This is a genomic window from Microbispora sp. ZYX-F-249, assembly GCF_039649665.1.
GTDB classification, from domain to species: Bacteria; Actinomycetota; Actinomycetes; order Streptosporangiales; family Streptosporangiaceae; genus Microbispora; species Microbispora maris.
The window spans coordinates 19,805-35,641 of the sequence record NZ_JBDJAW010000059.1 but is presented as its reverse complement, the minus strand read 5'-3'; the positions used below and the strand labels follow the sequence as shown (position 1 = coordinate 35,641).

General features: G+C 70.5%; 12 protein-coding genes. 3 read left to right on the top strand and 9 right to left on the bottom strand.

All coding sequences use genetic code 11. The annotated features are described in order from the left end of the window. The first annotated feature begins 115 nt into the window (after positions 1-115). Entirely contained in the window at positions 116-949 is an 834-nt protein-coding gene (locus AAH991_RS37105; protein WP_346230632.1) for a PaaX family transcriptional regulator, read from the top strand. A gap of 66 nt (positions 950-1,015) precedes the next feature. Here AAH991_RS37105 and AAH991_RS37100 read toward each other — a convergent pair whose 3' ends face one another. Further along, positions 1,016-2,389 (bottom strand): extracellular catalytic domain type 1 short-chain-length polyhydroxyalkanoate depolymerase, encoded by a 1,374-nt coding sequence (locus AAH991_RS37100; protein WP_346230631.1) that lies wholly within the window; start codon positions 2,387-2,389, stop codon positions 1,016-1,018. Positions 2,390-2,582: 193 nt separating this feature from the next. On the opposite strand from AAH991_RS37100, the gene AAH991_RS37095 reads away from it, so the two are divergent. Further along, entirely contained in the window at positions 2,583-3,035 is a 453-nt protein-coding gene (locus AAH991_RS37095; protein ID WP_346230630.1) for a MarR family winged helix-turn-helix transcriptional regulator, read from the top strand. 30 nt (positions 3,036-3,065) lie between these two features. Here the strand turns inward: AAH991_RS37095 and AAH991_RS37090 are convergent, their stop codons facing one another. The 7 genes from AAH991_RS37090 to AAH991_RS37060 all read right to left on the bottom strand — a co-directional run bounded on the left by AAH991_RS37090 (position 3,066) and on the right by AAH991_RS37060 (position 12,245). After that, a complete protein-coding gene (locus tag AAH991_RS37090) occupies positions 3,066-4,328 on the bottom strand; it encodes an SGNH/GDSL hydrolase family protein (RefSeq protein ID WP_346230629.1) in 1,263 nt (420 codons plus the stop codon). Further along, the gene (locus AAH991_RS37085; RefSeq protein ID WP_346230628.1) at positions 4,325-6,349 is read right to left on the bottom strand and encodes an alpha-glucuronidase; all 2,025 of its coding nucleotides are present in this window, start codon (positions 6,347-6,349) and stop codon (positions 4,325-4,327) included. Before AAH991_RS37085 ends, AAH991_RS37090 begins: the two co-directional genes overlap by 4 nt. Next, positions 6,336-7,055 (bottom strand): hypothetical protein, encoded by a 720-nt coding sequence (locus AAH991_RS37080; RefSeq protein WP_346230627.1) that lies wholly within the window; start codon positions 7,053-7,055, stop codon positions 6,336-6,338. The genes AAH991_RS37085 and AAH991_RS37080 overlap by 14 nt, the downstream gene beginning before the upstream one ends. Continuing rightward, a complete protein-coding gene (locus tag AAH991_RS37075; RefSeq protein ID WP_346230626.1) occupies positions 7,052-8,593 on the bottom strand; it encodes a GH39 family glycosyl hydrolase in 1,542 nt (513 codons plus the stop codon). Before AAH991_RS37075 ends, AAH991_RS37080 begins: the two co-directional genes overlap by 4 nt. 67 nt (positions 8,594-8,660) lie before the next feature. Continuing rightward, the gene (locus tag AAH991_RS37070) at positions 8,661-10,331 is read right to left on the bottom strand and encodes an ABC transporter substrate-binding protein (RefSeq protein WP_346230625.1); all 1,671 of its coding nucleotides are present in this window, start codon (positions 10,329-10,331) and stop codon (positions 8,661-8,663) included. 52 nt (positions 10,332-10,383) lie between these two features. Further along, the gene (locus AAH991_RS37065; RefSeq protein ID WP_346230624.1) at positions 10,384-11,256 is read right to left on the bottom strand and encodes a carbohydrate ABC transporter permease; all 873 of its coding nucleotides are present in this window, start codon (positions 11,254-11,256) and stop codon (positions 10,384-10,386) included. Further along, positions 11,253-12,245 carry an ABC transporter permease gene (locus tag AAH991_RS37060; RefSeq protein ID WP_346230623.1) on the bottom strand — a complete coding sequence of 331 codons (993 nt, stop codon included), beginning with the start codon at positions 12,243-12,245 and terminating at the stop codon, positions 11,253-11,255. Before AAH991_RS37060 ends, AAH991_RS37065 begins: the two co-directional genes overlap by 4 nt. 352 nt (positions 12,246-12,597) lie before the next feature. Here AAH991_RS37060 and AAH991_RS37055 point away from each other — a divergent pair, with 352 nt between their 5' ends. Then, positions 12,598-13,695 carry a LacI family DNA-binding transcriptional regulator gene (locus AAH991_RS37055; RefSeq protein ID WP_346230622.1) on the top strand — a complete coding sequence of 366 codons (1,098 nt, stop codon included), beginning with the start codon at positions 12,598-12,600 and terminating at the stop codon, positions 13,693-13,695. Here AAH991_RS37055 and AAH991_RS37050 read toward each other — a convergent pair. Beyond that, complete coding sequence (locus tag AAH991_RS37050; protein ID WP_346230621.1) at positions 13,633-15,663, bottom strand: beta-galactosidase; 2,031 nt, start codon at positions 15,661-15,663, stop codon at positions 13,633-13,635. The two genes, AAH991_RS37055 and AAH991_RS37050, sit on opposite strands and share 63 nt — an antisense overlap. Positions 15,664-15,837 lie beyond the last annotated feature (174 nt).

The following is a 15,837-nucleotide window of genomic DNA, read 5'->3' as shown; positions in this document are numbered from 1 at the left end:
TGTTCTCGCGCACGCCGAGCCCGAGCGAGCGAGCGTGACACCTCGAACGTATGGCACCTTTCTGACGGTCGTCAATTGTTTGCATGACGTGGGGAACGGTCTACCCTGTTCTGCTGTGACCCTCGGCGGCGAAGACGACCAGACGGCGCCATCCCCGCGCCCGCAGTCCCTGATGTTCAGCTTCCTCGGGATCTACGTGCTGCATCGCGGCGTCGCCGTCTACTCCGGGAGCGTCATCGACGTCTTCGCCCGTCTCGGCGTCTCCGAGGAGGCCGTACGGTCGACGCTCGCGCGGATGGCGAAGCGGAACCTGCTGACGCGGCACCGGCAAGGGCGGAAGGTGTACTTCGGGCTGACACCGCATGCGGTGGAGGTCCTGGAGGACGGGCGCAGGAGGGTGTGGGAGACCGGCGCGGTGAACCGCGACTGGGACGGCACCTGGACGGTCGTCGGGTTCTCCATACCGGACAGTCACCGCAGCCTCCGGCACGACCTGCGCTCCCAGCTCATCTGGAACGGATTCGGCCTGCTGCAGAGCGGGCTGTGGATCGCGCCGGGCGCCAGGGACGTCAGCGGCGTCCTCGCCTCTCTGGATCTCGGCGATCACGTGACCGTGCTGACGGCGAAGGCGTTCGCACCGACCGAGGCGGCCGACCTGGTCGGCAAGGCGTTCGACGTCGAGCAGATCGCGGCGCGCTACCGGGCGTTCCTCGCGCAGTGGGACGCGCCCCGGCCGCTTCCCGGCGCACCGGACGACCTCGCGCGGCAGTTGCTGCTGCACACCGACTGGCTGCAGCTCGTCCGACAGGATCCGCACCTGCCGGCCGAGCTGCTGCCCCGGGACTGGCCGGCGATCCAGGCCGAGCAGACCTTCCAGGCCCTCGCGCAGCGGTACGAGCCGCCCGCCTGCGGGCTGGCCGCCGCCGTCCTGGACACGCTGCCCGTCTGACCCGCGACCGGCGCCCCGGCCGCGCCGACCCCCGAGCGGCGCGGCCGGGGGCGGTGCGGTCCCCGGTCAGGAGACGGTGCAGGGCGTCCCGTTCAGGGCGAACCCGGCCGGTGCGGTGTTGCTGCCGCTGTAGGTCCCCTGGAAGCCGAAGCTCGTGCTGCCTCCGGCGGGGATGGCGGGGTTGTAGGAGACGTTGCGGGCGGTGACCTGGGCGCCGGACTGGGTCGCGGTGGCGTTCCACGCGTTGACGACCCGCTGGTTGCCCGGCCACGTCCAGGTGACGGTCCAGCCGTTGACCGGAGCGGCGCCGGTGTTGGTGATCGTGACGTCCGCGGTGAAGCCCTCGTTCCAGGAATTGGCCCTGTAGGTGATCCGGCACGCGCCCTGCTGCGGGGCCGACGGGCTCGCGGACGGCGAGGCGCTCGGAGATGCCGAGGGGCTGACGGACGGGCTGGCGCTCGGGCTGTGGCTCGGGCTCGGGCTCGGGCTCGGGCTCGGGCTCGGGCCGCTACCGGTGAGGCCGAAGAACTGGATGGCGACGGCGGCCATGCCGCCCGCCGGGAGGCTGTGGCCCGCGCCCTGGATGGTGTAGGCCTCGACCTTCACCGCCCCGGAGCCGTCCGCGTAACGGCGGCGGCTCCACCCGGACTGCGGCGTGTCCGTGGAGGTCGGCGTCTGGCTCAGGCCGTGCACGTTCGTCCACTGCTTGACCTCCTCCTCCAGTTCGGAGTAGGCGACGACGTTGTCGGCCGTGCCGTGCCACAGCTGCATGCGCGGCCACGGCCCCCGGTAGGAGGGGTTCGCGTTGCGGACCGCGTCACCCCACTGCTGCGCGGTCTTGCCCACGCACGGGGCGGAGTTGCCCGCCGGGTTGTAGGCCGCCTCGTTGGGGAAGCACGTGAACGGCACGCCCATGAAGGCCGCACCCGCCTTGAACACCTCGGGATACAGGGCGAGCATGGCGTTGGTCATCATGGCGCCCGAGGAGGCGCCGGTCGCGAACACCCGGTTCGGGTCGCCGTGGTACTGCTGCTCGACGTAGGTCACCATCGACATGAGCGACACCGGGTCGGTCTGGCCGCCGCGCACCTTGGACGCCTCGGACCAGTTGTCGAAGCAGTTCATCTTCTTCGACGCCGACGGATAGATGACGATGAAGCCGTACCGGTCGGCGAGCGACGCGAACTCGGTGGACGAGTAGAAGCCCGGCCCCGAGCCGCCGCACGTGTGCATGGCCAGCACGATCGCCGGATTCTGCTGGACGCCGTTCGGAACGTAAAGGTGCATGCGCAGGTTGCCGGGGTTGGCGCCGAAGTTCGTCACCTCGGTCAGTGTGGCCGCGGCGGCGGGGTGCGCGGGTACCAGCACCGACACCAGGGCCGCGGCGGCGCACACCACCGCCGCACAGGCGCCGGCGAGCGCCGCGAGCAATCGCCTCATCCGCTCCTCCTCGTTATTCGGAATACCGACGCCAGCCGGTATAGGAGTAGGCGCGACCGGTGGTCAAGAAGCCGGGTGAAGGGCCCGGTGATCAAATTCGCATTTTTACTGCTAATCAAGGTACTTGCTATCAAGTGACTTGATACCAAAGCGCGAAACTTACATCCGGGCGATCGCACGGTATGGTCGTCCGGTGACCGCCCGCCGCTCCCGTCGCGCCGCCCCCGCGCCACGCCTGAGCTATCTCGTGTTCCGCCTGGAGCGCCGCATCCGCGCCCGTCTGGACGACGCGCTCGCCCGGCACGGAGTCACCACGACGGAGTACATGGCGCTCAGCGAACTCCGCACGCGCGACGGCCTGTCGTCGGCGGAGCTGGCCCGCATCGCGTTCGTCACGCCGCAGGCGATGAACCTCGTCATCCGCGACCTGGAACGGCGTGGCCTGATCCGCCGTGACCCGCACCCGGACGGCGGCCGGATGTTGTGCGCCCGCCTCACCGCCGAGGGGACGTCCGTGCTCCGGCGCTGCGACAGTTCCCTCGACGACATCGAGGCGGTCATGCTCGAGAAGGTCGACGACGCGACGGGCGAGACCCTCAGAGACGGCCTCACCGTCTGCGCCCGGGCCCTGCGGCCCGACGACTGAACACCCGCGGGGAGGCCCCCTCCGCCGGAGTCAGCCGAACCGGAAGCCCGGGGGCAGCGGCTCGGGCAGGAACAGCCCGACGGGCACGGCGTCGGCGAGCGCCTGGTATCCCGCCGGGTTCAGGTGCAGGTGGTCGCCCACGTCGTAGGCCGCGCGCAGCCGCCGGGGGTCGGCCGGATCGCGGGCGGCGCGGTCGAAGTCGACGACGGCGTCGAACCGGCCGCCGGTGCGGATCCACTGGTTGACCGCCTGCCGGGCCGCCTCACGGCAGCCCCCCGGGTCGTCGTAGGGCGTGTTGCCGCCGAACGGCGTCAGCGTCGCGCCGTACACCCGGATGCCCCGGGCGTGCGCCCGCGTGACGATCTGGTCGTAGGCGAAGATCAGCTCGTCGGCCACCTGCTTCTGCGCAGCCTCGGTCGCCTCGGCCGTGCCGATGTCGTTCACTCCTTCGAACAGGATCAGCCACGCCACCCCGCTGTGCGCGAGCACGTCGCGGTCCAGCCGGGCCAGCGCGTTGGGACCCAGGCCGTCGTGCAGCACCCGGTTGCCGCCGGCCGCCTGGTTGACGACGGCCACACCACACGTGCCGGGCAGCGACTGCAGGCGGTCGGCCAGCCGGTCGGGCCAGCGGTCGTTGCCGTTGGTGGTCGAGCCCCGGCCGTCGCTGAGCGAGTCGCCCACCACCGCCACCGCCGCGGCCGACGGTGCGGCCCACACCTCCAGGGCGCTCAGCAGGTACCAGTGGTCGACGGGGGTCGCGCCGGGCAGGTCCGCGGCGTCGGCGTGGTCGCCCGCCACGAGGTACGAGGTGGTCCGCGAGCCCGGATGCGCGGTGGTGCCCGCCGCGCGCTGTCCGTCCGCGAGGTGGACGGTCACGGTCAGGTTGGACCGGGGCGCGACCCCGGCGTCCAGCGGATCGGAGACCGCCTGCGCGCCGGCCGGGATCGTCACCGACGGCCGGCCGTGGAAGGTCACCGGTCGCGCGGTGCCGGGCCGGATCGCGCTCACCCCGGCCCGCCCGCCGGCCGGCAGCGCGACGCTGACCCTCGTGACGGGCAGCGCCGCCCCGCCGAACGCGTTCGACACGCGCAGCCGGATCCGCTCCCCGCCCGTGGACACCCGGATCGTCTGCCGCAGGGTGGCGTCGGACAGGACCACGTCGTCCCGGGTGAACGGCGCGGGCGGCATGTTGTCCGGCTCGGCGGCCTGCGGCATCGCCGTCCAGGTGGGGACCCAGTGCCCGTCGGCGCTCGGGACCGCCGCCGCCTGCGGCATCCATGGGGGCCGCGTCATGGGATCCGCCGCCCGTGCGCGTCGGGGACGCCCGACTTGCGGAAGAAGTAGGCGTTGACCTGGTCGCGCCACTCCTCCGCGCAGCGGACCTGCTCGTCGAGCAGATCCTTCACCCGGGCGTGCAGTGCCGGGTCGAACAGTTCGGCGGCCTCCTCCCAGCGCTTCCTGGCCTCGGCCGCCTGCTCGGCGCCCGCGAAGTGGGTGTCGTAGATGTGCTGGATCACGGTCGAGCCGCTCCGCAGCACGTGCCCGTACGGGACGTGGTGGAAGAAAAGCAGCAGTTCGTCGGGGCAGTCGGCGAGCGCCTCGTACACCTCCGACCACGGCGGCGGGTACTGGCCGGTGAAGCCGGTGCCGGTGGCGCGGGTGCGGTCCACGCCGACGCCGTCCCGGTCGGCGAAGTGGTAGGTGCCCCAGGGGGTGTACTCGTATCCGTCCACGTCGGGCCCGTAGTGGTGGCCGGGGCGGACCATGAACCCGACGCCGAGCGGCGCGGTGTACCGCTCGTAGGTGCGCCAGGAGTCGTCCATGACCGCGTGCAGCACCTGCCGCGACCGCTCGGCCTCCACGCTCGCCACGGGCGCGAAGGTGAGGTCGATCCACTCGTCGAGGATCGCCGCCGGGTCCAGCCGCGGCTCCCAGGCGAGCCGTCCGAAGGCGTACAGGTTGGCCTGGGCGAGCGGGTGGCCGGTCCAGTAGGGGTCGTCCCCCACGTTGGAGACCCCCACGAGGTCGCCGCCGCCGACGACGTCCGCCACGGCGGCCCCTTCGGGGCCCCAGGGGCGGAAGCCGAGCACCTCCCGCCACATGGGGGCGAGGTAGCAGACGTGCCGCTGCTGGCCGGTGTACTCCTGCGTCACCTGGAGTTCCACGGCGAGGCGGGTGGCGGGCATGGCCGCGATCACCGGCGACACCGGCTCGCGCGGCTGGAAGTCGATCGGGCCGTGCTTCACCTGCAGGACCACGTTGCCGCGGAACCGCCCGTCGAGCGGGGCGAAGTGGTCGTACGCGGCGCGGGCCCGGTCGGTGGACCGGTCGCGCCAGTCCTGGCGGTGGTTGTAGACGAAGGCCCGCCAGTGCACGACCCCGTCGTACGGCGCCAGCGCCTCGGCCAGCAGGTTCGCGCCGTCGGCGTGGTCGCGCCCGTACGCGAACGGGCCGGGCTGTCCCTCCGAGTCGGCCTTCACCACGTATCCGCCGAAGTCGGGAATCGCCTCATAGACCCGCTCGGTGACCCCCGTCCACCACGTGCGCACGTCCTCGTCCAGCGGGTCGGCGGTCGGCAGCCCGCCGAGGACGACGGGCGAGGCGAAGCTCACCGACAGGTGGACCCTGATCCCGTACGGCCGGAGCACGTCCGCGATCGCGGCGACGTCACCGAGCCGGTCGGTCAGCAGGCGGGCCTCGGTGGCGTGCACGTTGACGTTGTTCACGGAGATCGCGTTCACGCCGCACGCGGCCAGCAGCCGCGCGTAGGCCCGCACCCGGGCCAGGTCGCCGCGCGGGGCGCCGTCGCGCCAGAAGATCGACCCGCCCGCGTAGCCGCGCTCGACCTGGCCCATCACGGGGTGCACGTCGACGTTGTCCCAGTGATCGAGCATGCGCCGCCGCGTCGCCGGCCGGTGGTGCTCGGCGGGCCGCTCGCCGGCGAACGCCCGCTCGCCGAGCCGCACGACGTGGAACAGGCCGTAGAGCAGCCCGGCGGTCCCGTCGGCGAGCACCACGGTGACGCCGTCCCGGCGGGCGAGCACGTACCCCTCGTCGCCGATCTCCGCGTCGGGGTGGACCGCGGCCGCCGCCTCCGGCAGCGGCTGCGCCGCCATGAGCGCGAGCACGAGGTCGTACGGCCCGTCCTCGGCGCGGCGCACGCGTCCGCCGTACCGCGCGCATGCCCGCGCCACCTCGTCGTGCACGGTCTCGGCGAGGAGCCCGTCGCCGAGCACGAGTGTGCGGCGGGAGCCGACGGCCCGGAACGCCTCGGGCGGCAGCCACGCGGGGTGGACGGAATCAGGAATCGTCACGAGGCCCCTCCGGGGAGTCGCCCTGCACGGTGAACTTCTCCGTGACCTCGGCGATCAACGGCCGGCTGTTCAGCAGCAGCGCCGACGCGAACACCGAGCCCAGCAGCGTCAGCGCGGCCTCGGTGGCGACCAGCGTGACGCCGCCCGCGACGACCAGGAGGCAGGCGTTGCCGAGCGCGACGCGGGGCGCGGAGAACAGGAAGTAGGCGGCCAGGCGGGCGACGTCCCTCGCCCGGAACGCGAACAGCGATGTGATCACCAGCGCGTTGGCCCCCCATAGGGCCGCCGCGAGCGCGACGACGACCAGCAGGGTCGCCCACCAGCCCGGGACGCCGGCCGCGCCGAAGTTCGCGAGCGTCGATGCGAGGACGGTCAGCCCCGCCAGCCACGGGACATAGAGCTTCAGCACCCCGCGGACGTTCATCCGGTAGCCGCGCCGGAACGCGGACGCCGGGTGCAGGTCGGTCAGGTCCAGCCTGCGGCGGTGCACCGCGTACAGCGCGGCGGACAGCGCCGGGCCGGCCGGGAGCGCGCACACCGCGGCCAGCGGGACGTTGGCGGCGTCGCGGCCGAGCAGGACGAGCCCGATCAGGCCGGGCAGGGTGGTGGCCAGCAGCAGGAGCTCGACCACCAGCAGGGTGTAGACCAGCGCGGAGACGCGCGACAGCGGTCCCTGGCCGAACCGCCGGATCGTCGTCTCGGTCATCGGGCGTCTCCCCGGTCGTCCAGGCCGAGCAGGCGGCGCTCGTCCTGCCCGTCCTCCCACGGCGGGGTCTCGTCCACCACGGGCGTGATCTCCAGCAGGGTGACCTCGTGACGGCCGAGGGTGATGTCCAGGCGGACGTGCCCCTCCTCGATCGGCAGGCGGCGATGGCCGCGGACCGGCTCCGCGGCCTCCCGCAGCAGGTCGAGCTGCCTGCCGGTGGGGGACGCCGGGCGGCCCATCTCGCACCACGCCCGCCGGGCGTTGCCCTTCTCCTCGCTCACCGACGAGCGCAGCAGGAAGGCCGCGCCGGACGGGGAGGCGACCGGCACCGACAGCCGCACGGTGTGCCCGTCGACCGGCGGGCCGCCGGCGACGTCCACCGGTGCCCACGCCAGCACGGTGACCCGGCCGTCGCCGTCCCTCGTGACCAGGTGGTCCTCGCCGCGTGCCAGGAGCTCCTCGCCCATCCGCGCCATGAACGCGTACAGGTGGTAGGCCGGTTTCTTGATCTGGCGGTGGGTCAGCAGGCCGAACCCGCCGTGGAACAGCGAGGCCGGCACGCCCACCTCCTCGAACACGTCGCAGAAGGTCCAGTAGGAGAAGGAGTCGGCCAGGTCTCCGCCGGCGGCCAGCACCGGAGCGAGGTACGCCGCGTGGAAGGCCGTGTCGTGGATCGGGTTGTCGGGCCGGTAGGAGGAGTTGAACTCGGTGATGTGCACGGGCAGGTCCGCGAGCGCACTCCCCCGGAGCTGACGCCGGGGGGTGGCGAACTGCTCCAGCAGCCGCGACGGCGGGGCCAGCGTCTGGTGCACGCCGAACGGCACGTGCCGGGCCGGACCCGAGGTGTAGGCGTGCCGGCTGACGAAGTCGATCGGCAGGGACCGGGCGGCGACGAAGTCGGCGAAGCGCACCAGCCACTCGTCCGAGCCGGGAGAGATGGCCGGCCCGCCCACCTGCAGCGAGGCGTCGACGTCCTTGATCGTGTTCGCGGTCACCTCGTACAGGCGGTGGTAGGCGTCCTCGTCGGCGTCGAGCCAGAACTCCTTGAGGTTGGGCTCGTTCCACACCTCGATCGGCCAGGTGCGCACCTGCTCCAGGCCGTACCTGCCGATCAGGTGCGCCACGGTGGCCCGCACCAGCGCGGCCCACTCGCGCCAGTCGCGGGGCGGGGTGATGTTGCCGCGCCACCAGAACACGGTCTGCTCGCCGGACGCGAGCCCGGAGGGCATGAAGCCCAGCTCCAGGAACGGCGCGATCCCGAGGTCGAGATAGGCGTCGACCACCTGGTCCACGTAGGTGAACGCGTGCCGCACGTGCCGCACGCCGTCGTGGACGTACGGCCGGTGGACGCCGGCGCCGTCGCTCAGCAGCCCGTGCCCCCGGATGTGCCGGAAGCCGATCTCCCGCTGGACCAGCGCCAGCGACTCCTGGTAGTCCCGGCGCAGGGCCAGGTCGAAGCGGCCGGTGCCGACGCAGAACCGCCAGGCGTCCGGAAAGCGGCTCGTGCGGGGTTCATCGGGGGCAGGGTCGTGCATCATCGTCCTTCGCTCACCGTCGCGGCGGACGCGGGGCGGCCGTGGGACAGGCACGGCCGGCCCACGCCGGTCAGCCGTGTTCCTTCTTGTAGCGCTCGTACGCGCCGTTCACGAGGTTGATGTAGGAGGTCATGTTCTTCGCCTCGAGCTCCTTGACGTAGGCGTCCCACTCGTCGAAGCTCCGCTTGCCGAGGATGAAGTTGAGCATGTTCTGGCTCACGTGGTCCTTGAGCGGGGTCTCCCACAGCGAGGCCTGCTCGCGCTCCTCGTCGGAGAGCGGGTGAGGAGGCGCCACCGGCAGCGCCTTCCTGGCGTTCATCGTCTTCTGGAACTCGATCTCCTCCTCGGAGAAGGTCGACTGGAGTAGCTCGGTGCTGCCGCCGTAGGCGAACACGCCGTTGGAGAAGCCGAAGTCCTTCTGCAGGTGCTTGGGCGCGCCGGGGTTGAGCCCGACGAAGTCGACGTCCTTCGCCAGCTGGAATTTTCCGGCAGCATCCTTCGTGTAGGTGGTGCCTTCGACACCCCACTTCGCGAAGACCTGGCCCTCGTCGGAGTACCAGAGCCAGTCGATGAACTGCATCATCGCGACGAAGTTCTTGCTGTCCCGCGCCTTCTTGGAGATCATGATGCCGTTCTCGAGGCGGGTGGTGTTGGACCCCGCCTTGATCGGGCCGAGCGGGCCGATGGGCACCGGAATCTTGACCAGCCTGGCCTTCGGGTCCGCCTTCTTGAGCGGTGGACGGTACTCGTTGACCAGCGTCTGCGCATTGGTGCTGATCGCGAAGGAATTGCCGGACACCAGCTTCTGGATGGCCTGCTCGTCCTTCTGCGTGAAGCTCTCCGGATCGAGCAGTTTCTCCGTCACGAGCGTGTTGAGGAACTGCAGCGCCTGCTTGAACTGATCCATGGCGCCCGCGTAGACGAACTTCTGCGCGGTGGAGTCCCAGATGACACCGCCGCTCGTGTAGCCCCACCCCCAGGGCGCGCCGTAGGCCGTGCCGAGATAGTTCATCAGCGCGCCGCCCGTTGTGGAGATGGTCCCCCACCGGTCGGAGAAGGGGTAGGAGTCCGGGTGCTCCTCCTTGATCGCCTTCAGCACGGAGTGCACGTCGTCCCAGGTCTGCGGGACCTGCAGATTGAGCTTGTCTAGGACGTCGGCGCGGATCGCCAGGGTGTAGTCCACCCAGTAGTCCTCGTGGAGACCGGGAAGCACGTAGAAGCGGCCGTCGGACTGCCGGAGCGTGTCAAGGTCGGGCTGCAGGTTCCACTTGGCGATCTTCTCCTTGAAGTTCGGCATCAGGTCGATGTAGTCGCTGACAGGCAGGACGGCTCCGGAGGCGACGAAGGGGGTCTCCTGGCCCGGATAGGTCTTCGGGATGATCATCGGCGCGTCGCCCGCGCCGATCATCAGGCTGCGCTTGTTCTCGTAGTCGCTCAGCGGCACCACGCTCGGCTGCAGCGTCACGTTCGTGCGCTTGCTCAGCTCCGACCAGAACAGCCAGTCGTTCTTGATCGGATAGAACGGGTGGTTGTTGTAGAGGATGCTGAACGACAGGGGCGCCGCCGCCTTGAACTGCTTGCCGACGGCGTAGTCGGACATCGCACCTTCCCGGTTCGCCGAGAAGTCGTCGCCCTTCTTCGCGTCGCCGGAGCCGCCGGAGCCGCCCTCGGTGCTGCAGGCGGCGAGCGCGAGAAACGCTCCCACGGCGACCATGGCCTGGCGCCGGTTGATCTCATACATGGACAGTGGGGTCCTTTCCCTGGTGATGGGGGGTGACAACGATCGAGGGCGGCTATCCCTTGACCGCGCCGAGCATGACGCCCTTGACGAAGTACCGCTGGACGAAGGGGTAGACCACCAGGATCGGGATGACGGTGAGCACCATCGTCACCGCCTTGATGTTGGTGGCCACGGTCATGTCGGTGGCGTCGGCGCCGACGGACGTGCCGGTGGTGGCCCCCGCGATGAGGTTGCGCAGGTAGACGGTCACCGGGAACAGGTCGGACTGGCTCATATAGAGGAAGGCCGCGAACCACGAGTTCCAGAACGACACCGCGTAGAACAGCACCATCGTCGCGAGCACCGCCTTCGACAGCGGCAGCACGATCCGCAGCAGGACGCCGTACGTGCTCATGCCGTCGATCGCGGCGGCCTCCTCCAACTCGGCCGGCAGGCCCTCGAAGAACGCCTTCATCACCAGGAGGTTGAACACACTGATCGCGTTCGGCAGCACGATGGCCCAGATGCTGTCCTTGAACCCGAGGCTGGAGATCAGGATGTAGTTGGGGATGAGCCCGCCGGAGAAGAACATCGTGAAGACCGCGATGCCGATAAGGAACGTGCGGCCCTTCAGGTGCTTCTTCGACAGCACGTACGCGTAGCACGTGGTCATGAACATCGCGATGGCCGTGGCGACGACCGTGTAGACCACGGTGTTGCGGTAGTTCGTCCAGAATGTCGGGTCGGCGGCCACGAACTCGTACGTACGGAAGGTGAACCCGACCGGGACGAGGTTGACCTTGCCGGCGCGGATGGCGAACTCGTCGCTGAGCGACCGGGCGACGATGTTGACGAAGGGGTAGAGGGTCACGATCACGACGCCGGTCAGGATGACCGCGTTGACCGCCCGGAACACCCGGTAGCCCCGGGTCCTGTCGACGGTCACCACAGGCTCGTCCCCACCGTGCGCCGGGAGATCTGGTTCGCCGACAGGACCAGGGTCAGGCCGATCACGGCCTCGAACAGGCCGATCGCCGCGGCGTAGCTGAAGCTGTTGGACACGATGCCCATCCGGTACAGGTACGTCGAGATCACGTCGGCCGTCGGGTACGTCAGCGGGTTGTAGAGCAGCAGGATCTTCTCGAAGCCCACCGCCATGAACGTGCCGATGTTGAGGATCAGCAGGGTGACCGCGGTCGGCCGGATGCCGGGGAGCGTCACGTGCCAGACCTGCCGCCACCGGCTCGCGCCGTCGATCCGGGCCGCCTCGTACAGCTGCTCGTCGATCGTGGTGAGCGCGGCGAGGTAGATGATCGTCCCCCAGCCGACGGTCTGCCACATCTCCGAGGAGACGTAGATGGTGCGGAACCAGCTCGCCTCCTGCAGGAACGCCACGGGATCGTTGCCCATCGCGCGCAGGAGCTGGTTGACCGGCCCGTCCACCGACAGCATCTCCATGACGAGCCCCGCCACGACCACCATCGACAGGAAGTGCGGCAGGTAGGACACCGACTGGACGAACCGCTTGATCCGCCGGCCACGCAGCTCGTTGATCAGCAGGGCCAGCACGATCGGCGTCGGGAAGCAGAACAGCAGGGTCAGCACGCCGATGACCACGGTGTTGGTGAACACCTGCCAGAACGACGGGTCGTTCAGGAACATCTTCACGTACCGCAGGCCGACCCATTCCTCGCCCAGCACGCTGCCGCCCGGCTGGAACTTACGGAAGGCGATGACGTTGCCGATCATCGGCAGGTACCGGAAGACCAGGAAGAACAGCAGCGGAAGGATCGCGAGCGAGTACAGCTGCCAGTCGCGGCGCAGCGCCTGACGCCAGGTCCGTTTCGGCGGCCGCGGCGCACGGGCGGGACCGGGTCTCGCGCGGCCGGGATCCCCGGCGCCCGGTGACACGTCGATCGTTCTGGTGGTGCTCATTCCTGTGCCTCCGGTGCCCTCCGACGAATCACGCCGACAGATCACGCCGACGGCCGCGGCCACCACTCGTGGCCGGCCCCGCGCCCGGGGCCGCGAGGGCTGCGGCACCGCCGTGTCACCCACGCCGTCACCCACGCCGGACGACGCGGTACGCGCAGGCGACGCGACAGAAATTTTCGGTGATCCTCAGTAATATTGCGGAAATATAGGCTGAGGCCAGACCCTCGTCAAGAGGGGAGTCAGCCGTCGTCACGCCGCATTCGACGCGTTACTTCTCGCCTGGTCTCGGCTTATATTGGACGCCGTTCGGTGTTAGAGTTTCGCGAAAATTTCGGAAACAGTGAGTGGAGCGATGACCAGCCCTTCTCCAGCCCGCGGCCCTCGCCCCACGACGATCGCGTCCATCGCCGCGGAGCTCGGCGTCTCGGTGACCACGGTCTCCAAGGTCCTCAACGGCCGCCCCGACGTGTCGCCCGAGACGCGCGAACGCGTCGAGGCCGGCCTCGCCCGCCACCATTACCGCCGCCGCCTCCGCCGCAGGCCGCTCAAGGGGCAGATCGACCTCGTCTTCCACGAGTTGAACTCCATGTGGTCGATGGAGATCATCCGAGGGGTCGACACCGTCGCCTCCGCCGCGCGGATCGAGGTCGTCCTGTCCCAGCTGAAGGGAGCACATCGGCCACCGGAGGAGTGGCTGGACGGCGTGCTCGACCACCGGCCCCTCGGCGTGCTGTTCGTCATGTCCAGCCCGTCGCAGTCGCAGCAGCAGAAGCTGCGGCGGGCGCAGGTTCCGTTCGTCGTCGTCGACACCGACGGCGAGATCGCCGAGTCCGTGCCCGTGGTCGGCTCGAACAACTGGGACGGCGGCCTGCTCGCCACCCGCCATCTCCTGGAGCTGGGCCACCGCCGCGTCGCGGTCATCTCGGGTCCGAAGGACGTGATGTGCAGCAGGGCACGGGTCGCCGGGTTCCGGGTCGCCCACGACGAGGCCGGGCTCACCGTCGACCCCGGCCTCGTCAGGTACGGCAACTTCTACGTCGACGCCGGATACGAGCACGCCATGGACCTGCTGTCGCGCCCCGACCGGCCGACGGCGATCTTCGCCGGGTCGGACCTGCAGGCGCTCGGCGTCCTGCGCGCGGCGCACCGGCTCGGCCTCGACATCCCCGGGGAGCTGTCGGTGGTCGGCTACGACAACGTGCCCGTCGCCGGCTGGGTCGAGCCGGCCCTCACCACGGTGGGCCAGCCGCTGTGCGACATGGCGACGGTCGCGGCCCAGATGCTGCTCGACCTGGCCCGCGGCGTGGAGCCGGCCACGAGCAGAATCGACCTCGCCAACGAGCTGGTCGTACGGGAGAGCACGGCCCCGCCGGGGGCCGGGCCGCGGTCACGCCTGCCGCGCCCGCCGCACGACCGCCGCCCCGAGGGGCGCGATGGTGATCTTCCCTGAGGCCGGCCGGCCGGTGAGGAGGTCCGTGCCCCCGCTGTCCAGCGGCACGGTGACGGGCGTCCCGGGGTCGTGGTTGAGGAGGAAGAGGTACTCGTTCCGCTCGTCCTCGCGGACCGTGCACTCCAGGTGCGCGGGCAGCCCGTGGAAGCGGCCGGCCACGCCCGCCGCCCTCAGCTCGCCGAGCAGCACCCGCTCGAAGGCGCCCCGCTCCAGGAGGGTGGCGACGTAGACGACCCGGCCCGCTCCGTAGACGTTCGCGACGACCGCGGCGCGCCCCCTGAGCAGCCCGTCGGCGTAGGTCGCCAGCGCGGTCCCGGTCTCGAGGTGGATGTCCTCGCGCCACCAGTCCGCCGTCGCCGTGCTCCCGTCGGAGAACTCGACGGCGAACCGCTCGCCGGGACGCGCCGGCCAGTACTCGTCGATCTTCGCGCCGATGAGGCGGCGGAACGCGCCCGGGTAGCCGTCCGGCCGGACGCGGTTGCACGCGTCCACGACGCCGGAGAAGAAGGACATGACGACCGACCCGCCGCGCCGGGCGAACTCGGTGACGGCGCCGACGCCCTCGTCGTCCATCAGGTACGCGTTGGGCACGACCAGCACCTTGTAAGGCGACAGATCGGTGTGCGGCGACACGACGTCGACCGCGTAGTGGTGCTCCCACAGCGGCCGGTAGTGCCGCATGACGGTGTCCACGTAGCTGAAGTCGTTGCGGGGCAGTCCCCACAGCTCCTCCAGCCCCCACCAGCCGTCCCAGTCGAACAGGACGGCGACCTCGGCGCGCGTGGTGGTTCCCGCGACCGGTGACAGCCGTCCGACCTCACGGCCGAGCTCGGCGACCTCCCGGAAGGTGCGCGAGTCCGGGCCGGAGTGCGGCAGCATCGCCGAGTGGAAGCGTTCGTGCCCGCCCCGGCCGGCCCGCCACTGGAAGAACATGACGGAGTCGGCGCCGCGGGAGACCGCCTGGAGCGAGCCGAGCCGCATCCGGCCGGGCTCCTTGACCACGTTGAGCCGCCACTGGCTGACCGCGCTCGCGGCCTGCTCCATCAGAAGCCACGGCCGCCCGCCCTTGAGCGAGCGGAACAGGTCGAACTGGAAGGCCGCCGAGACGTGCGCGTCCGGGTCCGCGGGGTCGGGGTAGATGTCGAGGGCGGCCGCGTCCTCCTCCGGCGCCCATCTCCAGTAGTCGGCGTTGCGGTAGAAGCGCATGAAGTTGGTGACGACCGGGATGTCGTCGCGGAAGGACCGGACGATGTCCCGCTCGGCGACGAAGCACTCCAGCAGGGCGTCGGAGGTGAAGCGCTTGAAGTCCAGGATGCGGCTGGGGTTCATCCAGGTGCGCGGCACGCCCGGCGCCTCGACCTGGTCCCAGTCGGTGTAGACCTGCCCCCAGAAGCGGGTGGTCCACGCATCGTTGAGGGTCGCCAGGTCGCCGTACCTGCGTTCGAGCCAGCGCCGGAAGCCGGCCGAGGCGGCCTCGTTGTACGCCGTGGGGCCGTACTCGTTGCTGATGTGCCACATCGCCAGCGCCGGGTGGAAGGAGTAGCGCTCGGCCAGCCGGGTGGTGATGGCCGCCGCGTGCTCCCGGTAGACCGGCGACGAGGGGTCGTAGTGCAGGCGGTTGCCGAAACCGAACCGCTCGCCGTCGGCCATGACCGGCAGGACCTCGGGGTGCCGCTGGGACAGCCAGGCCGGTGGCGCCGCGGTGGGAGTGGCGAGGTTGACGGCGATCCCGTTCTCACAGAGCAGGTCCATGACCTCGTCGAGCCAGCCGAACTCGTACTTCCCCGGCTCCGGTTCGAGCGACGCCCACGCGAAGACACCGAGCGACACGAGGTTCACCCCCGCCTCGCGCATGAGCCGGACGTCCTCCCGCCACACGGCCGGATCCCACTGCTCGGGGTTGTAGTCCCCGCCGTACGCCAGGCCGCCGAGGCGGTCCCGGAGGGAGCGCATGCGCGCGTCTGTCATCCGTCACTCCCGGGCCGAGAGGTCGTCGCGTCCCCGTCCGTTCCGTTGCCCCGTCGCGAGCTGCCACCAGAGCTAACCGGACGTACATGAATGAGTCAACCGACCCGGATTATCCGGGATCATCCCGTGGCCGCTGCCGCCGTGCAGTGCAGCGGATCCGGTTTTAGCCTGAAA

Coding starts and splice junctions, on each gene's coding strand:
- AAH991_RS37080 (WP_346230627.1), bottom strand. CDS start 7,055: ATGACCGAGACGACGATCCGGCGGTTCGGCCAGGGACCGCTGTCGCGC.
- AAH991_RS37070 (WP_346230625.1), bottom strand. CDS start 10,331: ATGTATGAGATCAACCGGCGCCAGGCCATGGTCGCCGTGGGAGCGTTT.
- AAH991_RS37060 (WP_346230623.1), bottom strand. CDS start 12,245: ATGAGCACCACCAGAACGATCGACGTGTCACCGGGCGCCGGGGATCCC.
- AAH991_RS37075 (WP_346230626.1), bottom strand. CDS start 8,593: ATGATGCACGACCCTGCCCCCGATGAACCCCGCACGAGCCGCTTTCCG.
- AAH991_RS37100 (WP_346230631.1), bottom strand. CDS start 2,389: ATGAGGCGATTGCTCGCGGCGCTCGCCGGCGCCTGTGCGGCGGTGGTG.
- AAH991_RS37090 (WP_346230629.1), bottom strand. CDS start 4,328: ATGACGCGGCCCCCATGGATGCCGCAGGCGGCGGCGGTCCCGAGCGCC.
- AAH991_RS37055 (WP_346230622.1), top strand. CDS start 12,598: ATGACCAGCCCTTCTCCAGCCCGCGGCCCTCGCCCCACGACGATCGCG.
- AAH991_RS37050 (WP_346230621.1), bottom strand. CDS start 15,663: ATGACAGACGCGCGCATGCGCTCCCTCCGGGACCGCCTCGGCGGCCTG.